Raw genomic sequence first — 24,874 nt, 5'->3', positions numbered from 1 at the left:
TTTAATTAGGATTAAAGTTTCCCTTGTGATCAATTTTCTGTTAGGATATTGACATTCAAATGGATTGAATGATTCAATTTCGATGACTTCATTTATCATGAGCAAGTAGAAGGATGTTTTTTTTAACTGGACTACGATTCTTGGAAATTAAGTATTTCTTTCACCTTTACAAAATAGGTTTCTCTCCACTTTCAGTAAATGTTTAGCCCATTCTCCGGAAACAGTCAAATGCCCTTTTTTCGTACTTAATATTCAATTGAAATTAAAATGATTTTTTTCAAATGTTGTGGCAGAATCGAAAAATGAGCTATAGCATGTTATTTTATAACTCATTTATTTCATATTATTGAGCTATAGAAAAAAGTTTTATAACTCATGAAATAGATTTGGGAGAGACCGAATTGGCCAAATTTCACATTTGACGCATCGGCATTCATACATTTGGAACGCGAATTTCATCGAAATACGGGTTTGATTTTAGGTTCACTTAGTCCAGCCCTAAAAAGGACTGGAAAATTGAGGCACACACGCTACTATCTCTCAATGGTGGAAATCTTACATTGATTTTATTTCAAAATATATTTCTTGCCGTCTGCCACCAGCTGTTTTAAAAATGAAATGGTCAATTCTAATTCTTTTGACTTGTAGCTATTATTTATGTGTTTAACCCGAAATATGCAATAGACAATCTATTACGTGCTGAAATCGCTTTAAAATCAGCCACTACGTTGCTGTTTTCAATTTCACCATAGCGGTGCTATGCTAAAATCTCCAAACAGCCTGATTTTCTTGCGATTGCAACACTTCCCATAAACACGGGACAGGCTATAACGAATCCTATTACATAATTCGGGTTTAAGGCTTTGAAAACCTCAAAGGTTTTTACTTTCCGATACAAAACTTACTAAAAATATTTGCAAGTAAATCGTCGGTGGTGATCTCTCCGGTGATTTCACCAAGGAAATGAAGCGAGCGACGAATGTCCATGGCTAAGAAATCATTGGTTACTTCTTCGTCCAGACCGGTCAGCACATCAAGTAAAGATTGACGGGTTCTAGTTAATGAATCGTAGTGGCGAATATTGGTGACTATGGTGTTACCGGTTCTGAATTTGTCCAGGTTTACCAATTCTAGTATCCGGCTCGTTAAAGTTTCTAGGTTTTCTTTCTTTCCTGCAGAAATGAAAATAGTGTCCGGATAAGAATTCTTTAATTCGTTGACAAACAATGGATTGGACTTGTCTACTTTATTGGCTACTTTAAGGAAAGGGATTCCTAGATTTTCTAATTTATTAATGTCTTTGCTGATTTCCACCATGTCCGTATCACCCAAATCAAATAGATAGAGGATCAGTGATGCGGTCTTCATTTTCTCATGGGTTCGACTAACTCCCATGGCTTCGAGAACATCAGTGGTTTCTCGGATTCCGGCAGTATCTGTAAACCTAAAAATCACGCCGCCAATATTGATTTCGTCTTCGATAAAGTCACGAGTGGTTCCGGCTATATCCGAAACGATGGCTTTTTCTTCTTTGAGTAAAGCGTTGAGTAGGGTGGACTTGCCCGCATTTGGTTTTCCGGCAATTACGGTTGGTACCCCATTTTTAATCACATTTCCCAAGTCAAAACTACTGATCAATTGCTCCACAACACGGAGTAATTTTTCTACAAGAATTCGCAAATCATCTCTGCTGGCAAATTCTACATCCTCCTCTGTGAAGTCCAGTTCCAATTCTATCATGGAAGCAAAATGAATCAACTCTGTACGAAGACTGGCAATTTCACCAGAAAACCCACCACGCATTTGATTCATGGCAGCTTGGTGAGAAGCTTCGGAATCACTGTGAATTAAATCTGCTACCGCTTCTGCCTGTGCCAGGTCAAACTGTCCATTTAAAAAAGCCCTTTGCGTAAATTCACCCGGTAGGGCAGGGCGGGCTCCCTTTCTGACCAGCAATTTTATTACTTGGTTGATAATATAAGAAGAGCCGTGAGTAGAGATTTCTACAACGTTTTCTTTGGTAAAAGACTTAGGCGCAACAAATAAGGAAACGAGCACTTCATCGATTACTCGCTTTTCATCTCGAATCGTTCCAAAATGAATTGTGTGACTTTCCTGCTTCTCCAGGTCCTTGCCATAAAAAACCTGATTGGCCAGTTTTATGGCATTGTTTCCGGAAAGGCGGATAACTGCGATTGCACCTACACCTTGAGGTGTGGCCAAAGCGATGATGGTATCTTCTTTTTGACTAAAATGCAAGGCCATTAATGATCGAAATTTTCGAGTAAAATTTTAAGTGAACTGATAAAATTATCCGGTTCCCTATAGCCGGGAAGCTGAGTGATATTTTCCATTGCAGCATCCATGACTACAAAATTTGGATAAGACCTTACCCTCATATTATAAGCCATCATTTGTTCGGTGTATTCTTTTCCTTTGAATTCAAACTTCCTTTTCCTGTCTTCAGCATTTAGCTTAACAGCGTAAAAGTTTTCGTTGACGTATTCGATGACTTTAGAATCAGTAAAAGTATTTCTATCCATTTTTTTGCACCAGCCACACCAATCGGTGTAAACATCCACTAAAACCATTTTTGGTTTTTCGGCTGTCTTTTCTATTGCCTCCTCAAAGCTGTACCAAGTGATCTCATTTTTTTGTGCGGTAGCCAGTTGTTGAACAAAAACCAGCAACACCAGAAGTCCTACTACTTTTTTCATGTCTGTGTTTTATAATAATTTCTTAAAGCTGTTCATTTCAGATTGACAAAAATTAATAATTTTATCAAGTAAACCTTGTTGTTAATTTGAGGTCTTTATTACTATAGTTAATTTTCAAGTCAAGATTTTAAAGAACCTTTTAATTTTCAAATCGGTTCCATTCCATTAAAGAGGATGAAGTATTACCTGAATATTGGCAGCGACTTCCTTAGATACAAACACCTTTTTCTGATTGTCAATAAATAATTCCAGAGAACCATCGTAGTCTACTTTTTCCAAGACAAGAACTTTTGCACCTATATAGATACCTACCTTGTCAAGGTATTTTAAAAAGGCAGCACTTGTGTCACTTACCGAAACAATTTTCCCACTTTGTCCTACAGGAACTTCCTGAAGGATTATTCTTGGCTTGGTGCTTAACTCCCCAAATTCATCCGGGATAGGATCTCCATGTGGATCAAATTTGGGAAATCCCAGGTATTCATCCAGGCGACGGACGAGAAGGGGAGCCTTTACATGTTCCAATTCTTCTGCAATTGCATTGACCTCATCCCAGCTAAATTTTAATTTGTCTACCAAAAATACTTGCCATAAGCGGTGCCTTCTTATGATATGAAGTGCTGTTTTTCTACCCTCATCAGTTAAGCTTACACCATAGTATTTCCTGTAATCAATCAGTTGTTTTTCCGCCAATTTTTTTAGCATATCACTCACTGAGGCGGCCTTCGTATTGACCGCTGCAGCAATCTCATTTGTGGATACTTTCTCCAGACCTTCCGCTACAAGGTTGTAAATGGTTCGCAAATAATTCTCTTCCGCTTGACTCAGGCTTATCATAAAAACTAAATTTCTACAAATTTATAATTTAGACTGGTCTAAAAAAATATTTAATTTCTGTCTAAATCAACTGTGGATAACTGTGTTCTTATCTTTTTCGTTAATTTAGTTTACCCGATAAATTAATTTAGACAAGTCTAAAAATTAAATAAAACATTGTTTATCAATGAATTACAAATACAATTTTTAATAAACCTGTTAAATCACACCTTAAAAAGGTATATTGGAAAAGTACAAATGGGGAGTTTTGCTCAGGCTATTGACCCGCTAATTCACCTATTAATTGTTGGAATTTTATTCCTTCTATTGACCAATCAACGTTTTCATCGGGTAAAAACCGGTAAAAATCAATGCTTAAGAGCGTTTTCCACACCATAAAAGCATTCTCAATAGCTAAAAAATCTACACACATTCCTGCCGGATACTTATCCACAATCTCTTTCCACACTGGATTATCGGTAATTAAAATCACTTTCTGATGGGCTATTCCTTCATAAAGTTTGGTTGGAACCTTATCCTTTATACTTGGTAGCAAATGATAGGGCAATAACAGCACATCTGCCTGGTCTATCTTCTCTTGAATAAAGACTGCTGGTAAAGGGCTTGAAGAAAGAAATAGATTTACCCCTGCTTTTGATTGGTAACGTGTTAGTAATTCATTTGAAAAGCTTTCCATAGGACAATGGCCAACAATGGTTAACTTTGCATGAGGGAGTTGTTCTTGTAGCTTAAGGAACCATTTAATGGCCTCTAGCACGCCGTAAACGGGTGTGATGGTGCCACTGATTATAAAATGAACCGCATTGGCATTTTTTATTCTAAAAGAGCCCTTTGTTATTGGAGGAATTGAAGCCTTATTTTCTACTATTGTGTAGTTCTTAATGGCAGGCATTTCCTTGGCGTAACATTTCTCTGCAAAAATATAGTGATCAATGGCTGGCTGACTGAGTTTTTCAGCAGTTTTGACCAAGAGAATAGCTAAATTTCGAACCAAAAAGGGTAATGTTTGGTTGCTGGATATGTTTTTGGAATAGTTTTCCTGAACATCATAGATCAAGCGGTAGCCAAGCATCCATTTCCCTATTGTAGCCATTGGTAGTAATTCGTAGGTGGTGACAATAACTATTGCAGGTTTAATTTTGAAAAGCTGCTGAAGGAACCTAAATGGGACAAATAGTCGGGAAATATGAGTTCGTGGGCCAGAAAAAATCTCTATTAGGCGTATATTTTTGACCTTAGGCGTTTTTTTTGTTGAAAACCCTATGATGTTAAGGTCGTATTTATTTGTTTCACGAATTGAAAATCCCAGCTTATACAACACTCTGGAATCATCCACTGGTTTGAGGACAGAAGCGAATATAATGGGGATTTTTTGAGGCATAAAATTGAAAAATCAAACTAAGCTAATATTAAATTTATGGATTTACAGCATATTATTGAAAAAGCCTGGGACAACAGGGAGCAATTGAATGAAAAAGATGTCCAAATCGCGATTAAAACTGTTATAGCGGACCTGGACAATGGTAAACTTAGGGTGGCTGAGCCTGCAGACGATGGTACTTGGAAGGTAAATGATTGGGTAAAGAAAGCTGTAATCCTTTATTTTCCCATTCAAAAAATGAGAACTATTGAGGTTGGACCTTTTGAATTTCATGATAAAATGGCGCTTAAAACCAATTATGCCAAGCAAGGAATCAGAGTAGTTCCTCATGCTGTGGCAAGATATGGCGCGTTTCTTGCTAGCGGTGTAGTGATGATGCCTTCTTATGTCAATATCGGTGCTTATGTAGACAGTGGAACCATGGTTGATACTTGGGCTACTGTAGGATCATGTGCACAGATAGGAAAGAACGTTCACCTTAGCGGTGGAGTAGGCATAGGAGGCGTTTTGGAACCCATTCAAGCAGCACCTGTCATTATTGAAGATGGTGCTTTTATAGGATCCAGAGCTATCATAGTAGAGGGAGTAAGAATTGGTAAAGAGGCCGTTATTGGTGCAGGTGTTACTCTTACTGCAAGTTCTAAAATCATCGATGTAACTGGCGATAAACCAGTAGAGTACAAAGGGTATGTTCCTGATAGATCAGTAGTTATACCAGGAACCTTAAACAAAAAGTTTAATGCTGGTGAATACCAGGTTCCTTGTGCACTTATCATCGGTCAAAGAAAAGCTTCGACAGATTTAAAGACTTCTCTCAATGATGCTCTCAGAGATAACAGTGTAGCAGTCTAATTTCAATTTAATATATGATTTCAATTAAAAACCTATTAAGTATATTTCTATTGGCTTCCTTTTTTGTGGCTTGTGGAAACAATTCGTCCAATAAAGGGGATGCCTTTTACAGTGAAGGACAGTACAAAGAAGCAATTATGGCTTATGCCAGTTACCTGGAAAATAAGCCTAATCATGTTAAAGTTCTTTACAATAAAGGAAGGGCACATGAAGAGTTGGATGAATTTAAATTGGCAGAGCAAAGTTTTAAGCAGGCCTTGAAACATGATTCAAAGAATACTCAGATCTTGCTTAGCCTTTCAAATTTGTACCATAACAATGGAAAACCTGAATTGGCGCTAATGTATGCCGACAATGCAGTATCTGTCTCCGGTGCACCAGCAATGGCTTATTTTCTAAAGGCCAGGTCCATGCATAGTTTAGGCAATGTAAAGGAAGCACTGAGAGAATACAATACAGCTATAAAAATGAGTCCTACCAATGGTCAGGCCTATTATTACAGAGGAATGCTGTATGCAGCTACTGATCAGATAGGAAATGCTTGTAAGGATTTTAAAGCGGCAGTAAAGAATGATTATGCTCCTGCAAAGGAATCGATTAAAAAGTATTGTAAATAATAAGAGTTTGTCTCTTACTTATATGATTTAAAAGGCCTGATTAATTCAGGCCTTTTTTTATACCCAAAAAACGATTCTAATGATTGTAGTTAAATTTAGGTCAATTGAATTTAATTGTATTTAATATTAGACAAGGTTATATTTATCAATGAGTTATGATAGCTGATATTCTGCTTCAATAATCTTTTTTTGCTTAATACTTGAAATGGTATTAATTGACCTTTGACTATTATTGACAGCTCTCCGCTTAAGAATATTGAAAATGCTAAAGCTCTTTTATTAAGGCCTGAAATATGAACTCTTAAAATAATTCTATGGTAGTAACTGTGGATAGCCCTAGGCTTGAATAGTTTCTCTTTTAGTGATAGATGAATCATTATACTGACTCAAGTTTAATTTTACTGAATTGTAGTTAAGGATTTACTAATGTTTGGAATTCAGTTGTTTAAGGTTATTTTTGAATCTAGCTTACCATTTGCTTTCGGATTATTTGACAAAGTTTATTTCTTCTAAGGGAAAAGAAGTTTATTCCTGAGTTATGCTTTACTTATTTATCTATTAGATGCTTGAAGTATCAGATACTCTTAAAAGGATTTGTTGCCTAATCTTTAAATCATTTCAAAATGAATTATTGAACTTTGTTCAGTTAGATTGAACTTAAGTTAGTACGTGGTAATGCCTTGTAATTGAGTAAGCTATAGTTTAGCCCGGATTATGTAATAGAATTCGTGATGGGTGTTGCAATCGCAAGAAAATCAGGCTGTTTGGAGATTTTAGCATAGCACCGCTATGGTGAAATTGAAAACAGCAACGATTGGGTATTTTAAAGCTATTTCAGCACGTAATAGAATGTCTATTGCATATTTAGGGTTTAAGCCTTCTCTTTAGCAAAACATCAAAAAGTTACACCCTTTAGAAACAGGAAATCTTAATTCTTACTTAGATAAAAATGCATTGTTTAACCCTTAATGATAAGTTCAATAAGGCAAGTTTGAAAGAGGTAGATAAGGGATTACTTTTCAGGAACAGTGTGGTCGCATAATTCTTCTGTCAGGATATGTCCCGAACCTTCACATACCGGGCAAAAATCAGTTTCCACTAAAGTGCCATGACAAGAAGTACAGGTTAGTCTCCCTTTGCCGGAGCAACGCTCGCATTCAAAGTATTCTACTATATTAAAGACATTCTTTTTGGTGACAAGACCATCTCCAGCACATCTGCTACAGCCAATGACACCTCTACCTCTACAAAGGGAGCAGGATTGTTCTGATTTACCTTCTCCATGACAGGTGGTGCAAGTACCATATCTATAACCTCTGGCATCACAATACTCGCAAGAAGCGATTTCTTCCAAGGGATGGGCCAATTCAGCTTGTAAAGCTTTTGCTTGTTTGTAATAACTACCTTTAAAACCATTGAGATCAAGGTATTTGTTAACAAAGCTTTGTGCGTTGTGGTATTGCCCTAATTCAAATAGTGTTTTAGAAAACAAATAAGGCATTTCAGGTGGAATGGGCTGGTTGCTTTCGATGATATCTCTAAAAATCCCATTGGCTTTTTTAAAGTCTCCATTGTCCATTGCAGACGAGGCCTTTTCTAACATGGCTGAGGTAGTACCTAAATTAGGGCTTACTTGTGCATAGGAGCTAAAGGAATGAAATAGACCAAAGGATAAAAACAGGAGTAAAAGTAAGAGATAAGGGCGTTTTTTCATTTTTATTGATTCTTCTGGATGGCAAAGTAAATACCTTTCAGGAAATATTCAATTATCATTGAAAACTTTAATGTTTTTTAACCAAGATTCTATGGCAACCGCCAAATGTTAATTTTTAGCCTATAATTTCTTACAAATAAACAGCTATACCCAAGTTGAATTTTCAATTGTACCGCCCAAAGTATATCTTTTTTTTAAGTGGAAGGGAATTAGAAGCCCTAAGGCATTTTAATTTCACAATTTTTTTTTGTAAATTTTAAAAGGAATTAGGCGAGATAGGAAAGTTTTTGAAGCCATAAAAATGCAGTATATAAGGTTATATCAAAGATTTAAGTGGAAATTTGGTTCAAAATTGTACTATTTTAGGTTTAATAATTAGGTATTTATCATTTTTGATTTAAACAGGATAATTCATTGCTTTAAAATAGTATTATTTCGTTTGGATTATGTTGAAAAAATAAATTACGTTATTAGGTCTATCCTATTCTAACCTATATTTAGTTGAATTATATTGTGCTCAGATTAGTAAGTAGTAAATATCCTGATTATGCGTTTACAATTTGAATAAAAATGATTTTATGAAAGATTTTACCTATTAACGGTTTGGATTGCACCATTTTCTGCCTTTTATCAATCAATTATGTTTATAAAGTGGAACGGTTATTGTTTACTGAAGAAAATGAAATAAGAATCGTTTTATTTAAGTATATGAAATATTAACTGGTAGTTATTCAATAGCTGCTTACAAAAATTACCTTTATTTTTGAAGTACGAAATAAACTTATAAATTACAGATTCAAATACTAATCCATATAAAAATAATTCATATGATTTCATCACTATTAGAAAACCTGTCTCCAGAATTGATTTCAGGCTTGACAGAAAAGTTTGGTCTTGATCAAAGTAAGGCTTCAGAAGCAGTAAGTACCACTAAAAGTAGTTTGTTTGAAAGTTTGACAAAAGAGGCAGCTGGAGGAAATTTTGATGGAATTCTAGGTATGCTGAATACTGGAAGTGGACTGACCTCAAATCCCATGTTTAAAAGCATCTTAGGGAACCTTACTGGTAGTTATGCTTCTAAGCTTGGACTCTCTCCAGAAATGGCGATGTCTGTTGCTTCCTTTGTTTTGCCTAAAATCATATCTGCTATTTCTGGCTCAAAAAGCGGGAACATAGAAAAAACGGATTTGGTCAAAATGTTGGGTCAATCTTCAGGAAAAGCAATTGCTGATAAGGCCTCAGACTTACTTAAAGGTGGTCTAGGTGGTTTGTTCAAATAATACTTTAATTCATTAAACTTAATTATATCAAAATGTCAAATTCTATTAGTAAAATTGAGGGAATAGGCCCTGTAAACAAAGAAAAACTATCAGCAGCAGGTATAGTAACCGTTGAGAATTTACTCGAAAAAGGTGCAAGTAAAAGCGGTAGAAAAGAAATAGCTGCTGCAAGTGGTATTGACGAGAAAGTAATTTTGAACTGGGTCAATATGGCTGATTTGTTCAGAATCAAAGGTATAGCCAGTCAATTTGCTGAGTTGCTTAAGGCAGCAGGGGTGGATACTGTTAAAGAATTGAGGACTAGAAATGCAGAGAATTTGCATCAGGCCCTTATTGCTACCAATGAAGCGAAAAACCTGACCAATGCTGTGCCGGCGCTTTCTAAGGTTACAGATTTTATAGAACAAGCTAAAAACCTGGATCCTGTAGTGACCCACTAATACAAAATTTATTCTTTTATTAGAAGGTAAGACTACAATTAGCAGCCTTGGTTGCCATTTGTGAAATAATGACACGCTTTATAGGAAAGAAATATGCAAATTCTACATGATTTGTAATAACTTACATCAGCGAAAAAAAAAGTACTTACTTCTCTTAAGGTTAAGGCCTTAATGTAATCCATGGGATTGCATTAAGGTTTTTTTATATTAATGACAAATTGATGGAACATTCAGATAAGTTCAAAGAGCATATAAACCTTGGCTATACCTTTAAAAAGGATTCCTTTATCATAGGTACAGGTATGCTTGAAAAAGAAGCCCTTACTGGGGCTCAGGTAAAAATTCCTTTAAAAACTCTTAATAGGCATGGGCTGATTGCTGGTGCCACAGGGACGGGTAAAACCAAAACCCTTCAGGTCATTGCAGAGCAACTTTCATTGAAAGGCATACCATCAGTTCTAATGGACCTTAAAGGTGATCTGACTGGACTTGCTTGTCCAGGAACCAATAATGAACACATTGAAAAAAGGTCTGCGAGTATTGGTATTCCATATGAAGCTACAGGCCTGCCCGTGGAATTAATGTCTATCAGTCAGGAGAAAGGCGTCAAACTAAAAGCCACCGTTTCCGAATTTGGACCTGTATTGATGGCACAAATTTTAGACTTAAATGATACGCAGTCTGGGATCTTGTCTTTGGTTTTTAGGTATTGCGATATGAAACATCTTCCTTTATTGGACTTGATGGACCTTAGGAGTATTCTGAAATATGTCATTAACGAAGGTAAAGCCGAAATAACTAAGGAGTTTGGGGCTGTTTCCTCAAGTTCCGTCAATACCATTCTCCGTAAGATTATTGAGCTAGAACAGCAAGGAGCGGAAAATTTTTATGGTGAACGCTCTTTTGAGGTTGAAGATTTTGTTAGGCAAGAATCCGGTAGAGGAGTAATATCTATTATTAGACTTACAGATATTCAGAACCGGCCCAAGCTTTTCAGTACTTTTATGCTGAGTCTGCTGTCTGAAATCTATGAAACATTTCCTGAACAAGGTGATCAGGATGTTCCTAAGCTTTGTCTTTTCATCGATGAAGCACATTTGGTTTTTTCAAATGCCAGCAAGGACCTTTTAGAAAAAATTGAGGCAATCGTTAAACTTATACGGTCTAAAGGTGTAGGTATCTTTTTCTGTACCCAAAGTCCAACAGATGTGCCCGATGAGATTTTGGGGCAATTGGGTTTAAAAGTTCAACATTCTTTGCGTGCCTTTACGGCCAAGGACCGAAAAGCCATTAAAAAAGCGGCTGAAAATTATCCAATATCACCATTTTATGATACCTCAGAAGTTTTGACAGCCATGGGTATAGGTGAGGCATTGATAACCGTATTGAATGAAAAAGGTATCCCAACCCCTCTTGTTCATACGCTTTTAAGAGCGCCGGTTTCCAGAATGGGTATTTTAAGTCCTGAAGAAATTGACTTACAGGTAGGAAAGTCCAATTTGACAAAAAAATACAATGAACCTATCAATAGAGAAAGTGCTTTTGAAATTTTAGAAGAAAAAATCAACAATGCGGCTCCTGAAAAGGAAGAAATGGAGGCCTCTTCTAAAAGTCAAAGGAAAGCTTCGGCTGCTAAAGATGTTGGATTTTTTGAATCGTTGAGTAAGAATACCATGGTACGACAACTAGGAAGAACATTTTTCAGGGAATTGACCAGAGGAATTATGGGTTCATTGACCAATAAAAAAAGATAAACAGGAGGCTGAATTAATATAGTGAGAAAATTACAGGTTGGAATAATAGGAGGAGGTGCCTCTGGTTTTTTTGCTGCAATTCAGGCAGCTAAAAATGGTGCAGAAGTTTTTTTATTTGAGAAAAGTAATAAAGTACTGTCTAAAGTATTGATTTCAGGGGGAGGAAGGTGCAATGTTACCAATGGCACCAGCTCTCCTTCTGAGTTTCTGAAAGGTTACCCCAGAGGCAATAAGTTCATGAAAAAAGTGTTCAAAAGCTTTAATCCTAAAGATACTATGTCCTGGTTTGAAGGTAGAGGTGTTCCTTTAAAAATGGAGCAAGATGGTCGTGTGTTTCCTGTAAGTGACAAGTCTACCAGTATCGCCAATGTTTTACAAAAGGAGGCTCATTCTTTTGGAGTTAAAGTGCTCTACCAATCTGGAATACAAGAAGTAAAACAGGTTGATGGGAAGTTTTTTCTTAAGAGTGCTGATAACAATTGGTCAGTAGATAGATTGATTATCTGTACAGGAGGAAAACCTAAAAAAGAAGGGTACACCTTGGTAGAACAACTTGGTCACAGTATTCAGCCACCTATACCTTCTCTTTTTACTTTCAATTCTCCCTCTTCTCAAATAATAGAACTCAAAGGTTTAAGTGTTCCAAATGGGCACATTCGTTTTGAAGGAAGTCAGCTACAATATTCAGGTCCTATATTGATTACGCATTGGGGTATTAGTGGTCCTGCTGTTTTAAAATTATCCGCTTACGGTGCAAAATGGTTACATGAAAAGGAGTATGAAGCTGTAGCATTAATAAAATGGCAAGCCGATTTCACGGAAGAAGGATTAAGGACTGAATTGCTGGCTTATAAAAAAGAACACCCACTTAAGAAAATTTCTCGAAACCCGCTTTATGGTTTGCCCGCTAGACTATGGGAATTTTTGACAGATAAAGCTGAAATCGAACATGAATTAAGATGGGAGGCTGTTAATAAGAAAAAAATTAATAAATTAATCGAAAAATTATTTAAATTTTCCTTAATAGTCTCAGGAAAAACTATCTTTAAGGAAGAATTTGTAACTGCTGGTGGAGTAGAATTAAATGAGATTGATGCCAACACCATGGAGAGCAAATTGGTTAAGGGGCTTTATTTTGCAGGAGAGGTTATTGATGTAGATGGAATAACAGGAGGATACAATTTCCAGGCAGCTTGGAGTACAGGTTTTTTGGCCGGAAATGCTTCAACTAATTGACAAATATGGAAGGTAATTTAGAAAATATAGATTTTATTAAGATTGAAGAAATGGTAGAGGATGATTTGGACTTCCGAAACCAATTATTGGATGCAATAGAAATTGCTGTTGAAGAACTAGAGAGTGCCTATCTAAAAGGTATTGATGCAGAAGATCTAGAATTAATCAAGCAAGCCAGGCATAAAATTAAACCAACCTTAGCACTTTTTGGACTGAAACGTATTTCTCATATATTGGCCTTGGGCAAGGGAAAGATGCTAGATGATGGTTTTGGCCCTTGGATAGAGGCTCATAGACTTGAATTTAAGGAAGCTGCCTTAGCTATCCTTACTGAGGTAAGAAACTACCGATAAAATTTATATTGGAACGTAACTTTTTGGTTATTCCCCTAAATTGGCAATTGACCTTCTCAAATTGATGGAATAGTGTCTGTTTGAAGATCTCACCCTAGTGGAGCTAGTTTAACCCGAAATATGCAATAGACAATCTATTACGTGCTGAAATCTCCAAACAGACTGATTTTCTTGCGATTGCAACACTTCCCGTAAACACGGGACAGGCTTCACCCCTGACTATTATCAGGACGGAGAAATGCTATTACATAATCCGGCTTTAAAATCCCCAAACAAAATTGTTTTTGATTTTTAGCTTTTAGATAGAAATTGAGCTAGCTTACCTCTAAACCCAATACTTTAACCGGTTTATACTTTTTGTAAGGCAATCTCGCTGATTTTATCCGCTATGGAAAGTGCACTTGTGGCTGCTGGAGATGGAGCATTGATTACATGCACCGCTTTAGCTGTTTCCTGGATTGCAAAGTCATCCAATAATCCTCCATCTTTATCACATGCTTGGGCCCGAACACCTGCACCACCCGATACTAGGTCTGAGGAAGTAATGTCTGGAATTAATTCTTGCAAAGCAGTAGTGAAGGCTGCCTTAAAAAAGGACCTTTTGTATTCTCCTAATCCTGTTTTCCAATATTTACCTGCCACTTTCTGTAAGCCTGGCCAAGTAACGGCATCCATAAACTCTTTGAGGTCAAAATCAGTTTTTTTGTAGCCCTCTTTTTTAAATGCCAATACAGCATTTGGACCAGCTTCCACACCTCCCTTTTTCATCCTGGTAAAGTGGACGCCCAGGAAGGGGAAGTTAGGGTCGGGAACTGGATATATTAAATTCTTAACCAGGTATTCTCTTTCTTTTTTGATCTTAAAATATTCTCCTCTGAAGGGGATTATCCTTATTGGTAGAGGGTCCTTTTCAAGCATGCCTGCTACCTTGTCTGCATACAGTCCAGCACAATTGATTACGATTTTAGTGCTGATTTCCTCGCTTGAAGTGTTAATGGTGATGGTATTGTTTAAATCTTTAATATTCAATACCTTATGTTTGGGCAAAACTACTCCTCCAAGAGCTTTAAAGTTTTTTTCATAGGCCAAAGCAACTCGCTTATAATCAACAATTCCGGTTTGGGGAACATGCAATGCGCCGAGACCTTGGCAGTAGGGCTCAAGTTCCTTAAGCTCTTCCATGCTTATGGATCGAACACCTTCAAGCCCATTTTGTAAACCTCTTTCAAGTAATCGATTAAGTTGTGGAAGTTGATCCTCTTTGGTAGCGACAACCACCTTTCCTGTTATTTCAAAAGGTATTTCGTTTTCTTCACAGAATTGCACCAATTGATGGTAACCATTGATACAATTTTTAGCTTTGAGACTTCCGGGTGCATAATACAATCCAGAGTGGATGACCCCACTATTATTTCCCGTTTGGTGGCTGGCCACTTCGGCTTCCTTTTCCAAAACAACCACCTTTAGTTCTGGTCTTTGTGTTTTTATCTTTAACCCAGTGGCCAATCCAACGATTCCACCTCCAATAATTGTAATATCGTAAAGCATATTTCTATTTTCTAATGCAACAAATATACACAGTAGATTGATAAATTTTTTCCTGTAAGGTCTTTACTTTTACCAAAAGTCTGCCTTCATGCTTTCTAAATTATGGAGCCATTTTGTCAATTTCAGTTAAAGAAAGTAAGGATTATAGCTTATTGTGGCAGATGGTTTCAGAAGAAAAGTAATGGTTATTCTCTATTTCGGATTCTGCTTACCAATCGTCATTGTCTTCTTGTTCTGGACTTTCAATGTCGATATAACTTGAAAAATAATCTGGATATTTTTCTTCAATGACCAAGTTTGAGCATTGGAGGAAATCATTGATCTTTAGCAGTTTTTCATATCCGGGTTCCTGAACATGCTGGGGCACCTTGTACAATCTTGGGTCGTCTTTTTTAAAGCTTCCTTCTGCTGAAAACAGAAAAGGCCATAAGGTTTTGGAGCAGGAATAAGCAATATAATCTATGGGATAATTATTGAGGTATTGGGAAATTTTATTGTTGATATCTTCAAAGAACTTTTCCGAAGCACCGAGTCTTACCCTTGAACCAGCCCGTGATTTTCCTTTGGTTTTCAAATATTTAATCTGGCTTTTGCCTTGTTTTTTTCTCACCATATAGGCCCGGAATACTTTATGCTCCATATTAATGCCTTCTTCAAAATAACCCACTGCAGCAGTTCCTGCTCTGACCAACAAGACAATCCAGTTCTTTTCTGCCTTGGTGACTTTATTGGCTATTGGGTCAAAGCTTAGGTTGAAAGAAAGCCATAAATCGCCTATTATTTCTTCTTTATCATGTATCCTCAACTTATGCTTTGAAGCAATATAGCTCAGGCTAAGTTGTTTAGTAAGAACCCAGTCTAAAAATTTTTCAATATTGTTAATAACCATTTATTGGAATTTGCAAATCTGTATTTTACCAAATCATATCTCGTATAAATTATAAATAAAGATTACTTATAAGGTTTATTATGTTCAGTGATTTTGGTACATTTAGTATTTTAAAACACGAATATACAATTGGTTTGCCATTGTTTCCGGCACCGAATGACTTCATTATAACTTATTGTTGATTTAACCCAAAATAGATACTATGAATATTGCTATGCTTGGTTCAGGCTTCATCGCCCGTTTTTATGCAGATACATTACATGCCCAACGCAGATTGGACAGAATAATTAACGTTTATTCCAGGAATGCTGATAATGCAGAAAGATTTGCTCAGGACTATGGGCTGGATTGCTTTAGTACGTCCATGGAGGAAACAATCAACAGCGAAAAGGTGGATGTAGTGATTATTTCCTTGCCCAATCATTTACATGAAGAAGCTGTTATGGCTTGTGCGGAAGCCGGAAAAGCTGTGCTATGTACCAAGCCATTAGGGAGAACAGCAGCAGAAGCCAAAAGAATGCTTGATGCTGTAGAGAGTGCAGGCATTTTTGCCGGCTATTTGGAAGACCTTTGTTATACTCCGAAATTTTTAAAGTCTGTCGAAAGTGTCAATGCAGGAAGTCTAGGTAAAATTTTATGGACCAAGTCCAGGGAGGCGCATCCTGGTCCGCACAGTGATTGGTTTTGGGACAAGGAGCAGTCCGGAGGAGGAGCCATTATTGACCTTGGCTGTCATTGTGTAGAGATTGGGAGAAATTTTATAGGCAAATCCGTTCGTCCTGTGGAAGTAATGTGTTGGGCGGATACCCAAGTTCATCCCATAGATGCTGAAGATCATGCCATTGCTTTGGTGAAATATGAAAATGGAGCCATAGGGCAATTTGAGGTGAGTTGGACCTTTAGGGGAGGGATGGATTTAAGAGATGAAGTAATGGGTACAGAAGGAACGATTTGGTTGAATAGCTTTCTTCGGACTGGTTTTGATATGTTTACTACAGGAAAAGGAGCAAAATATGTAGCAGAAAAAGCAGAGTCAGATTCAGGCTGGTTGTTCCCAGTAGGTGATGAAGCCCATGAATTGGGTTATCCACATATGTTTACGGATATGTTTGATGCCATGGACAAAGGCAAGGAGCCCAGAGAGACTTTTTACGATGGATACATTGTCAACGCAATTTTGGATGCGGCCTTTTTATCAGCCGAAAGTAAATTATGGGAACCAATAAAAATCGATGATTGGAGGGGGGACAATATCAGCGAAAAAGAAACAAATTACATTAGTCATGATGCTGAATACTATCTTATAAAGAAAGAGACCTTACCCAACGGGGATGAAAAGCTAATTTTGAAAAGCAAGGCAACTGGTAAGGTGATTCAAAAAACAACAAGGAACTAACCATTTATAAACTCATTTCGCAATCGGTATAATCATCAGGGGTAAATGAAAAAAACACCCCAGTTATATCCTAGTTTTTATATAATTTAAGTTATTATTGCGCTTTAAATTAATTATTTTATTTATTACCTGTCAAAGGCTCCATTTTTAGTTTTGGCGGTAAGGTGAATTTATCATGCGGAAAAGTATAGTTTTATTATTAGTGACCCTTCTCGCCATTCCTGGAATGGCTCAAAAGATCAATGAAGATTACAGGTTAAATATAAAGAGAGCCAGTTCTCCAGTTTTGATTGATGGTATTGTGGATGAGCAGGCTTGGGCTGATGCCGATGTAGCCAAAGATTTCTTTATGATTCTTCCTATGGACACCAGCTATGCTGATGTGAAGACGGAAGTGATGATGACTTATGATGATAAACAAATTTATCTTTTGGTAATCAATCATCATGGGGAAGAAGGTCCCTATTATGTAGAATCTTTGCGACGTGACTTTGCATTCGGTAAGAATGATAATTTTCTACTTTTCATGGATCCCTTTGATGACCAAACCAATGGTTTTTCTTTTGGTGCCAATGCAGCCGGTGCCCAATGGGATGGAATTATGTACGGCGGAGGAAGTGTGGATTTAAGTTGGGACAACAAATGGGTTTCCAAGGTTCAGAATTATCCAGACAAATGGGTTTTTGAGGCAGCCATTCCGTTTAAGTCTATAAGATATAAAAAAGGAATCAAGGAATGGGGCATTAACTTTAGCCGTAAAGACCTAAAGTCAACAGAGAAATCATCTTGGGCACCTGTTCCCCGACAATTTCCTTCAGCTTCATTGGCTTATACTGGTACCTTGGTTTGGGATGAAGCTCCACCAGAGGCAGGAATGAATGTTTCTGTAATTCCCTATGTGATGGGAGGTATGGTAAAAGACAATGACAGGGAGTTGCCTTCAGATTACCAAAACAGGGTAGGTGTGGATGCTAAAATAGCCGTTAGCTCCTCTTTGAATCTTGATTTGACTGTTAATCCAGACTTTTCCCAAGTAGAAGTTGATAGGCAGATTACCAATCTAGACCGCTTTGAATTGTTCTATCCTGAAAGACGACAGTTTTTCCTGGAAAATGGTGACCTCTTTGCAAGTTTTGGATACGAAACCATTCGTCCTTTCTTTTCAAGAAGAATCGGATTGAATGCCCCCATACAATTTGGTGCAAGATTGAGTGGTAAAATCAATAAAGATTGGCGAATTGGCGCCATGAATATGCAGACTGGAAAAGTAAATGAAACCAATACTCCTGCACAAAATTTCACCGTTTTAGCCGGACAAAGAAGGGTAGGTCAAAGGTCAAATATCGGAGTGATTTTTGTTAATAGAACAAATGTTGGTTCAATGCCTTTAGATGGAGATAACCCTGGAGACCCGATTTCTAGCTATAACAGAAACGCAGGTTTTGAATACAATTTGGCTTCTTCCAATGGAAAATGGGCAGGTAAAGCTTTTGTTCTTAAATCCTTTAGTCCTTTAAAAGAAAATGAAAGCATGGTCCATGCGGCCAATATCAGGTACTTGGGTGGTAATTTGATTTGGGAATGGAAACATGAGTATGTTGCCCCAAATTACTTGGCAGAAGTAGGTTATGTGCCTAGAAATGGCTATTACAGAATTAACCCTAATGCTTCTTATTTGTTTTTCCCTAAGAGTAGACTGATCCTGAACCATGGGCCTACGATCAACACTTCCTTATTTTACGATATGGAAATGGAACAAACTGATAATATCACTGAATTTTCCTATGGCTTGAAGTTTAGAAGTCAAAGTATTTTGACGGCAAAATATGCTTACAACCATATTATACTACAAAGGCCTTTTGACCCTACCAATTACAGCCAGTTTACCCTTGATGCATTTACTGAACATCAGTGGAACTCCTTTGGACTAGAATACATTTCCAAACCTCAAAGTTTATTTACCTACACGCTTTCTTCTCAATATGGAGGGTATTTTGCTGAAGGCGAACGTTTCAATCTGAATGGTGAGGTAGGTTATCGCTTCCAACCTTACGTTGGATTATCTATTACAGGTAATTACAATCAAATCGATTTACCTGAGCCTTGGGGAAATAATAAATTCTGGCTTGTTGGGCCTAGAGTTGATGTAACATTTACCAATACGCTGTTCTTTACTGCCTTTGGCCAGTACAATGAGCAAATAAACAATATTAACCTAAATACCAGGTTCCAATGGAGGTTTAAACCAGCCTCTGACCTTTATTTGGTCTATACAGACAATTATTTACCAGCACCATTCTATGTGAAAAACAGAACATTGGCACTAAAATTCACCTATTGGTGGACTTTATAAATCCTTTTGGGACTTACCAAGAAGTAAGTCCCAAAAGTTTTTTTCCCAGAGGACTGAGTTCAGCCTGTGGGTATTTTATTTGTTCCCATTTTCTTGGGTCTCCGGGAAAAGCATAGCCTTCGGGAGCAATTTTATTTTTCCAGGATGATATCCTCCAGTTTCTCATTTCCTCATTGTCTTCTTCAGCCGGCATCATGGATATATATTGAGCCATACGGACTTTGTTTTCGCTGAGGTTTGGTCGTATACCATGAGGAAGTTTACTATTGAAAATTAATAAATCTCCCTCCTGTAATTTTACTTTTGTCAATTCAAAACCACTGATGTCAGGTTTAAAATGATCTCGGTCTATTGGTTGGCTTTTCTTCCAGGTAGCATAGGTTCGGTAGAGTTCAGGGATACATTGAAATCCACCAACAGCTGTGTCAAGCTGGTCATTTAATGCCACAAGCCCCTGAACATTTTGAGGATTTGTCTCGGGATCATAATCCCAATGGATAAACCCCTTAAATTCAAAACCCGGTCTTGAAGGAAGGTTAAGGTTTGCCCTGTCAATGGTCACCCATAATTTTTCTAAGCCCCAAATATCTGAGAATGCTTCATACACTTTTGGATGCTGTCGGATATTCCACAGGTACTGGTGGTTGTATATCTCCACCATTCCACTGTTGGTAAGTTCCTTCATTTCCATTTCTTTGGATTCCTTAGCGTACCATGTGGAAATATCATTGGGATCTTTCTCTTCAAATTCCCATAACAAATTGGATAATCTTGAAGTCATGGATTTTGGAACTGCTTGTCTAATGATCACATAACCATTTTCTTTCCAGAAGTTCCAATCTGAGTCTGACATTACTTTTAAAGGTAAGCCATTGGACCTATCGTTCAATGTAAATTTGCTCGAATAAGCGGTCGAAGGATTGCCTGGAATGTCTTTGTGGTTTTTATTAACGGCCATTTTGGATTTATTTACTTTACAGACCTTTATAAGTTACTATTTTAAATTAAATTCTACAAAACCCTAACTGAGGGAATTAAATTCTTAGGCTTGTCTGCCTATATTTCCATTAATATAATTTAGTTTTAGGTTAATTATCACAATGCTTACTTTTAACTATGACACCTAAATTAACCAAGCGAATCTACCAAGTCTTTATAAGTACATGTTTGTTTTTACTGGTTCTGGTATTTTCCTATCTTCCCCTACATGCCCAAAGTAGTGCAGAAATCTACCATGGGCTTTTGAAACTTAAAGAAACCAAAAGGGTGCTTTATGTAGCAGCGCACCCTGACGATGAAAACACTAGATTAATAGCCTATTTGGCCAATGAAGAAATGGCTGAAGTCGCTTACCTTTCACTCACCAGAGGAGATGGAGGACAGAATCTTATAGGTAAAGAACTGGGCATTGAACTTGGGATGATACGAACCCAAGAATTATTAAAAGCGAGAGAAACTGATGGAGGAAAGCAGTTTTTTTCCAGGGCCATCGACTTTGGCTACAGTAGAAACCCTACCGAAACACTAAATAACTGGGATCGACAAAAACTATTGTCCGATGCGGTTTGGGTGATCCGTAATTTTCAGCCGGATATCATAATCACCAGATTCAATACCATACCTGGAATTACCCATGGCCACCATACTACTTCTGCTATTATAGCCGGTGAAGCCTTTAAAATATCCGGAGATCCCACTGTCTTTCCCGAGCAATTGTCTCAGGTAAAACCCTGGTCTGCAAAAAGGATCTTCTGGAATGCATATAATTGGGGCGGGGTGTACGAACCAAAACCTGATAAACAGTACTATGAATTCCAAGTTGGGAAGTTCAATCCAATACTAGGAATGAGCTATTCCCAAATAGCAGCCAATAGTCGTACAATGCATAAATCCCAAGGTTTTGGGTCTACTGCAGCAATAGGAGAAGGTACAGATTTTATTGAGTTTGTGGATGGACAGACTTTCAGTGAATCTCCTTTTGAGGATTTGAAGAATCGATGGACACTTTTGCCTAATGGTAAAGTGATAAGTAGTAAAATTGATGCCTTGATTGCAAGTTTTGATTTCGTAAAGCCAGCCAATAATATTGGTAAACTGATTGAAATCAGAAAAGAATTAAATAAAGTCCAAGGAAATTTACCTTGGGTCAATGATAAGAAATCACTTATCAATCAGTTGATTATGGAAACGATAGGCTGGAAGGCATTGTTTCTATCTGATACGGAACTGAATTACCCTTCATCCAGTATTCAAGGCAAAGTTATCCTTAACCAGGTTACTGAAAACCCCATTAAGTTAGTTTCCTTTAGGGTATTCGATAAAACCTTGGATTTTGACACAAATCTGGCCAACAATAAGTCTGTCCAGAAAGAAATCCCTTTTGCAATTCCTTCAAACCATTTGAACTCTCAACCTTATTGGCTTAGAAATGAACCTGAAAACAACTTGTATACCGTAAAGGATCAAGCCATGATCGGTAAACCATACAATGCACCTACTGTTGAAGGTATATTGTCATTTTCTTTAGAAGGAGAACATTTTGAATTGGCATTGCCCCTACAATACCGATACAACGATCCTGTCAATGGAGAAGTTATTCAGCCTTTTAAAGTAGTTCCTGAGATTTCTGTAGGTGTATCCCAAAGCAATGTCTTTTTGTTAAACAATAACCCGGCTAACTTGGATGCGGAAGTGAACTTCGGCAAAGAAATAAGGGAAGGGAAGCTAAAAATTGAAGGCCTAAAGGAAAGTGAGTTTTCTATTGTAGGTCAATCTATAGACGAGAAAAATAAAACGATTCGATACCAAATTCAAATTAGAAATTCCAATGGAGAGGAGAAATCAGCTCACAAGGTGTATTTTGAAACACCGGATGGTGAAATCTTTCAAGAGGATACCAAACGCATTTTGTACCCACATATTCCTAATCTCACCTATTTTCCTGAAGCCTCCTTTAACCTGATCAGGCTTAATATGAAAGTGAGCAATCAAACCATAGGATATATTTCTGGGGCTGGAGATGATATTCCCGGAATATTGAATAACCTTGGTTATTCTGTTGAGCGTATTGAAGAGGCACAGTTGGGAGCTGATTTATCAAAATATTCCACCATTATTACTGGGATTAGGGCTTTCAATGTAAACCAGGGATTGGCTTCTCATACCGATGCTTTGATGGAATATGTGAACAATGGCGGGAACCTTATAGTACAATACAATACAAGTTCATCCCTTCTTAGCAAAGAATTTGGCCCTTACCCATTGACTTTGTCCAGAGACAGGGTCACCGTTGAAAACTCCCCGGTAAAGGTTTTGCTTGAAAATCACCCAGTGCTTAATCAACCCAATAAAATCAGTGCAAAGGATTTTGATGGATGGGTACAGGAGAGAGGCTTGTATTTTCCTGGTGAATGGGATTCCCTTTATCAAACACCACTATTAATGCAGGACCCAGGTGAATCTGCCTCAGAAGGCAGTCTCCTGGTAACCAATTACGGTAATGGAACTTATACCTATTCAGGTATATCATGGTTTCGTTTACTACCTGCAGGTGTCCCAGGTGCGATCAAACTTTTTGTTAATTTAATTGAACAAGGAAATGAAGAATAGCAAAGAGTATGAAAATTGGAACCAATTGTATTGGCTTCAAATAATTGTTTTAGGGATTTTAATAGGTCTATTGTATTGGCTAACTAAGTATTATTCATGAGTTACCTGGATTGGACTATTTTATTTGGAACCCTGTTGGTCATAGCAGGATATGGAATTTATAAAACTTATGGGCCTAAGGATATGGACAAATATATCCGTGGTGGCAATGACATGAATTGGCTGACCATTGGCTTGTCCATAATGGCTACGCAAGCTTCTGCCATTACCTTCTTAAGTACGCCTGGTCAGGCTTATTCTGATGGCATGCGCTTCATTCAATTTTATTTTGGTCTACCCGTGGCCATGATATTTATTTGCGTTTTTTTCCTACCAATATACTACAAGCTAAAGGTGTATACAGCCTATGAGTTTCTCGAACAAAGATTTGACCTAAAGACAAGAACTTTGACTGCTGGTCTATTCTTGATTCAGAGAGGTTTGGCTGCAGGTATCACCATTTATGCTCCAGCCATAATATTGTCAACCCTATTGGGCTGGAACCTGACTTTTACGAATATTTTTATAGGAGTAATAGTAGTCATCTATACCGTTTCCGGAGGTACTAAAGCTGTTTCAGTTACCCAAAAGCAGCAAATGACAGTAATGATGGGAGGGATGATTTTGGCAGGAATTATTGTGGTACAAATGATACCAGTCAGTTTTACGGAAGCATTGCATGTGGCAGGTAAAATGGACAAGCTCAATATTGTCAATTTTGAATTTGATTTATCTGATAGGTATAACTTTTGGTCAGGATTTACTGGGGCATTGTTTCTTTTCCTTTCATATTTTGGCACGGATCAATCCCAGGTACAACGTTACCTCAGTGGTAAGACCTTGACCGAGAGTAGAATGGGCTTAATGATGAATGGATTCCTAAAAGTACCCATGCAGTTTATCATCCTTTTTATAGGGGTGATGGTATTTGTCTTTTACCAATTTTATCAACCTCCAGTTTTCTTTAATACCATTCAGCTCGATAAATTGAAAGCGAGTGAATATTTGCATGATTTTAATGATCTGGAACAAACGTATACCAATATTTTTGAAAGTAAGGGAGAAAGTATAAATGGGCTATTGGGAGCCATCGAAAATGAAGATCAAGAAGCCATAGACCAGTATAAATCTGCTATCAGTGACCATACCAAGGCACAGGAAGATGTCAGGGACCAGGTAAAAGAACTAATTGTAAAAAATGATCCATTGGCAGAAACCAGGGATACGGATTATGTGTTTATGCGCTTTGTGATGGACTACCTTCCACAAGGAGTCATTGGGTTGCTCTTCGCTGTTATATTTAGTGCGGCCATGTCATCTACCGCCTCAGAGTTGAATGCATTGTCTTCCACTACCACGATTGACATTTACAGGAGATCAATAAATAAGGATCAAAGTTCAAATCATTATATGAAATCATCCAGGTGGTTTACTGTATTGTGGGGAGTATTTGCCATCCTTTTTGCTACTTATGCAACCCTGTTTGAAAACCTTATACAAGCCGTAAATTTGTTAGGGTCCTTGTTTTATGGTAGTATATTGGGAATTTTTATGGTAGCATTTTTTATGAAGTGGGTAGGAGGGAAAGCTGTTTTCTTGGCAGCCATAGTTACTGAAATACTTATCCTTACCCTTCACTATTACAATGGCAAAACTATTGGAGATTTCAGTATTGACATTGGCTTTTTATGGTACAATGCCATTGGCTGTTTATTGGTAATGGCAATTGCAGCATTGCTTAGCCTATTTATCCCTAAGCCTAAAAAGCCTATAGTAAGCAAAGGCTAGCACTTCTCAAAATGGGAAAAAAGCTAAGGAATTTGAATTGAAATATAAAAATGCGAAATAGGTAAAATTTA

General features: G+C 37.4%; 20 protein-coding genes. 12 read left to right on the top strand and 8 right to left on the bottom strand.

What is annotated here, in order from left to right; genetic code table 11:
* Positions 1–384 precede the first annotated feature (384 nt).
* Entirely contained in the window at positions 385–564 is a 180-nt protein-coding gene (locus tag CA2015_RS24695; protein WP_262485608.1) for a DUF4172 domain-containing protein, read from the top strand.
* A gap of 318 nt (positions 565–882) precedes the next feature.
* Here CA2015_RS24695 and mnmE read toward each other — a convergent pair whose 3' ends face one another.
* From mnmE to CA2015_RS21055, 4 genes are all read right to left on the bottom strand, one after another.
* Positions 883–2,265, bottom strand: coding sequence for a tRNA uridine-5-carboxymethylaminomethyl(34) synthesis GTPase MnmE (gene mnmE / locus CA2015_RS21070; RefSeq protein ID WP_048643689.1), 1,383 nt, complete (start codon positions 2,263–2,265; stop codon positions 883–885).
* Positions 2,265–2,717 carry a thioredoxin family protein gene (locus CA2015_RS21065; RefSeq protein ID WP_048643688.1) on the bottom strand — a complete coding sequence of 151 codons (453 nt, stop codon included), beginning with the start codon at positions 2,715–2,717 and terminating at the stop codon, positions 2,265–2,267. Before CA2015_RS21065 ends, mnmE begins: the two co-directional genes overlap by 1 nt.
* 165 nt (positions 2,718–2,882) lie before the next feature.
* Entirely contained in the window at positions 2,883–3,554 is a 672-nt protein-coding gene (locus CA2015_RS21060; RefSeq protein WP_048643687.1) for a metal-dependent transcriptional regulator, read from the bottom strand.
* Between the two features lie 256 nt (positions 3,555–3,810).
* Positions 3,811–4,935: a glycosyltransferase gene (locus CA2015_RS21055; protein WP_048643686.1), complete on the bottom strand. Its 1,125-nt coding sequence runs from the start codon at positions 4,933–4,935 to the stop codon at positions 3,811–3,813.
* A gap of 36 nt (positions 4,936–4,971) precedes the next feature.
* Between CA2015_RS21055 and CA2015_RS21050 the strand changes: the two genes are divergently transcribed.
* Positions 4,972–5,787, top strand: a complete 816-nt coding sequence (locus CA2015_RS21050; RefSeq protein WP_048643685.1) for a 2,3,4,5-tetrahydropyridine-2,6-dicarboxylate N-succinyltransferase — start codon at positions 4,972–4,974, stop codon at positions 5,785–5,787.
* Positions 5,788–5,801: 14 nt separating this feature from the next.
* Positions 5,802–6,404, top strand: a complete 603-nt coding sequence (locus tag CA2015_RS21045) for a tetratricopeptide repeat protein (RefSeq protein WP_048643684.1) — start codon at positions 5,802–5,804, stop codon at positions 6,402–6,404.
* A 1,012-nt stretch (positions 6,405–7,416) separates the two neighbouring features.
* Here CA2015_RS21045 and CA2015_RS21040 read toward each other — a convergent pair.
* The gene (locus CA2015_RS21040) at positions 7,417–8,118 is read right to left on the bottom strand and encodes a molecular chaperone DnaJ (RefSeq protein ID WP_048643683.1); all 702 of its coding nucleotides are present in this window, start codon (positions 8,116–8,118) and stop codon (positions 7,417–7,419) included.
* 827 nt (positions 8,119–8,945) lie between these two features.
* On the opposite strand from CA2015_RS21040, the gene CA2015_RS21035 reads away from it, so the two are divergent.
* The 5 genes from CA2015_RS21035 to CA2015_RS21015 all read left to right on the top strand — a co-directional run bounded on the left by CA2015_RS21035 (position 8,946) and on the right by CA2015_RS21015 (position 13,181).
* Positions 8,946–9,398 carry a DUF937 domain-containing protein gene (locus CA2015_RS21035; protein WP_048643682.1) on the top strand — a complete coding sequence of 151 codons (453 nt, stop codon included), beginning with the start codon at positions 8,946–8,948 and terminating at the stop codon, positions 9,396–9,398.
* Positions 9,399–9,430: 32 nt separating this feature from the next.
* On the top strand, positions 9,431–9,838 hold the full coding sequence (locus tag CA2015_RS21030) for a DUF4332 domain-containing protein (protein ID WP_048643681.1): 408 nt from the start codon (positions 9,431–9,433) through the stop codon (positions 9,836–9,838).
* A gap of 221 nt (positions 9,839–10,059) precedes the next feature.
* Positions 10,060–11,592: a helicase HerA-like domain-containing protein gene (locus CA2015_RS21025; protein ID WP_048643680.1), complete on the top strand. Its 1,533-nt coding sequence runs from the start codon at positions 10,060–10,062 to the stop codon at positions 11,590–11,592.
* A gap of 21 nt (positions 11,593–11,613) precedes the next feature.
* Complete coding sequence (locus tag CA2015_RS21020) at positions 11,614–12,828, top strand: BaiN/RdsA family NAD(P)/FAD-dependent oxidoreductase (RefSeq protein WP_048643679.1); 1,215 nt, start codon at positions 11,614–11,616, stop codon at positions 12,826–12,828.
* Positions 12,829–12,833: 5 nt separating this feature from the next.
* Positions 12,834–13,181 carry a hypothetical protein gene (locus CA2015_RS21015; RefSeq protein ID WP_048643678.1) on the top strand — a complete coding sequence of 116 codons (348 nt, stop codon included), beginning with the start codon at positions 12,834–12,836 and terminating at the stop codon, positions 13,179–13,181.
* Between the two features lie 348 nt (positions 13,182–13,529).
* On the opposite strand, the gene lhgO is transcribed toward CA2015_RS21015, so the two are convergent.
* Both lhgO and CA2015_RS21005 read right to left on the bottom strand, forming a co-directional pair.
* Positions 13,530–14,729 carry an L-2-hydroxyglutarate oxidase gene (gene lhgO / locus CA2015_RS21010; protein ID WP_048643677.1) on the bottom strand — a complete coding sequence of 400 codons (1,200 nt, stop codon included), beginning with the start codon at positions 14,727–14,729 and terminating at the stop codon, positions 13,530–13,532.
* 208 nt (positions 14,730–14,937) lie between these two features.
* Positions 14,938–15,618 (bottom strand): hypothetical protein, encoded by a 681-nt coding sequence (locus CA2015_RS21005; RefSeq protein WP_048643676.1) that lies wholly within the window; start codon positions 15,616–15,618, stop codon positions 14,938–14,940.
* Positions 15,619–15,820: 202 nt separating this feature from the next.
* Here CA2015_RS21005 and CA2015_RS21000 point away from each other — a divergent pair, with 202 nt between their 5' ends.
* Positions 15,821–17,014 (top strand): Gfo/Idh/MocA family protein, encoded by a 1,194-nt coding sequence (locus CA2015_RS21000; protein ID WP_048643675.1) that lies wholly within the window; start codon positions 15,821–15,823, stop codon positions 17,012–17,014.
* Between the two features lie 175 nt (positions 17,015–17,189).
* Entirely contained in the window at positions 17,190–19,367 is a 2,178-nt protein-coding gene (locus tag CA2015_RS20995; protein ID WP_048643674.1) for a DUF5916 domain-containing protein, read from the top strand.
* Between the two features lie 13 nt (positions 19,368–19,380).
* Here CA2015_RS20995 and CA2015_RS20990 read toward each other — a convergent pair whose 3' ends face one another.
* Positions 19,381–20,325, bottom strand: a complete 945-nt coding sequence (locus CA2015_RS20990) for a phytanoyl-CoA dioxygenase family protein (protein WP_048643673.1) — start codon at positions 20,323–20,325, stop codon at positions 19,381–19,383.
* A 158-nt stretch (positions 20,326–20,483) separates the two neighbouring features.
* On the opposite strand from CA2015_RS20990, the gene CA2015_RS20985 reads away from it, so the two are divergent.
* Complete coding sequence (locus CA2015_RS20985; RefSeq protein WP_053086725.1) at positions 20,484–22,976, top strand: PIG-L family deacetylase; 2,493 nt, start codon at positions 20,484–20,486, stop codon at positions 22,974–22,976.
* A gap of 96 nt (positions 22,977–23,072) precedes the next feature.
* Positions 23,073–24,803: a sodium:solute symporter gene (locus tag CA2015_RS20980; RefSeq protein ID WP_048643672.1), complete on the top strand. Its 1,731-nt coding sequence runs from the start codon at positions 23,073–23,075 to the stop codon at positions 24,801–24,803.
* Positions 24,804–24,874 lie beyond the last annotated feature (71 nt).

The sequence above is a fragment of the Cyclobacterium amurskyense genome (assembly GCF_001050135.1).
Lineage (GTDB): Bacteria > Bacteroidota > Bacteroidia > Cytophagales > Cyclobacteriaceae > Cyclobacterium > Cyclobacterium amurskyense.
This window is presented reverse-complemented; position numbering and strand designations above follow the sequence as displayed.

Excerpts from the sequence above, each read along its gene's own strand:
- CA2015_RS21060 (WP_048643687.1), bottom strand. The coding sequence starts at position 3,554 with ATGATAAGCCTGAGTCAAGCGGAAGAGAATTATTTGCGAACCATTTAC.
- CA2015_RS21055 (WP_048643686.1), bottom strand. The coding sequence starts at position 4,935 with ATGCCTCAAAAAATCCCCATTATATTCGCTTCTGTCCTCAAACCAGTG.
- CA2015_RS21035 (WP_048643682.1), top strand. The coding sequence starts at position 8,946 with ATGATTTCATCACTATTAGAAAACCTGTCTCCAGAATTGATTTCAGGC.
- CA2015_RS21000 (WP_048643675.1), top strand. The coding sequence starts at position 15,821 with ATGAATATTGCTATGCTTGGTTCAGGCTTCATCGCCCGTTTTTATGCA.
- CA2015_RS21005 (WP_048643676.1), bottom strand. The coding sequence starts at position 15,618 with ATGGTTATTAACAATATTGAAAAATTTTTAGACTGGGTTCTTACTAAA.
- CA2015_RS20995 (WP_048643674.1), top strand. The coding sequence starts at position 17,190 with ATGCGGAAAAGTATAGTTTTATTATTAGTGACCCTTCTCGCCATTCCT.
- lhgO (WP_048643677.1), bottom strand. The coding sequence starts at position 14,729 with ATGCTTTACGATATTACAATTATTGGAGGTGGAATCGTTGGATTGGCC.
- CA2015_RS21030 (WP_048643681.1), top strand. The coding sequence starts at position 9,431 with ATGTCAAATTCTATTAGTAAAATTGAGGGAATAGGCCCTGTAAACAAA.
- CA2015_RS21025 (WP_048643680.1), top strand. The coding sequence starts at position 10,060 with ATGGAACATTCAGATAAGTTCAAAGAGCATATAAACCTTGGCTATACC.
- CA2015_RS20990 (WP_048643673.1), bottom strand. The coding sequence starts at position 20,325 with ATGGCCGTTAATAAAAACCACAAAGACATTCCAGGCAATCCTTCGACC.
- CA2015_RS20980 (WP_048643672.1), top strand. The coding sequence starts at position 23,073 with ATGAGTTACCTGGATTGGACTATTTTATTTGGAACCCTGTTGGTCATA.
- CA2015_RS21045 (WP_048643684.1), top strand. The coding sequence starts at position 5,802 with ATGATTTCAATTAAAAACCTATTAAGTATATTTCTATTGGCTTCCTTT.
- CA2015_RS21050 (WP_048643685.1), top strand. The coding sequence starts at position 4,972 with ATGGATTTACAGCATATTATTGAAAAAGCCTGGGACAACAGGGAGCAA.
- CA2015_RS21040 (WP_048643683.1), bottom strand. The coding sequence starts at position 8,118 with ATGAAAAAACGCCCTTATCTCTTACTTTTACTCCTGTTTTTATCCTTT.
- CA2015_RS21015 (WP_048643678.1), top strand. The coding sequence starts at position 12,834 with ATGGAAGGTAATTTAGAAAATATAGATTTTATTAAGATTGAAGAAATG.
- mnmE (WP_048643689.1), bottom strand. The coding sequence starts at position 2,265 with ATGGCCTTGCATTTTAGTCAAAAAGAAGATACCATCATCGCTTTGGCC.
- CA2015_RS21065 (WP_048643688.1), bottom strand. The coding sequence starts at position 2,717 with ATGAAAAAAGTAGTAGGACTTCTGGTGTTGCTGGTTTTTGTTCAACAA.
- CA2015_RS20985 (WP_053086725.1), top strand. The coding sequence starts at position 20,484 with ATGACACCTAAATTAACCAAGCGAATCTACCAAGTCTTTATAAGTACA.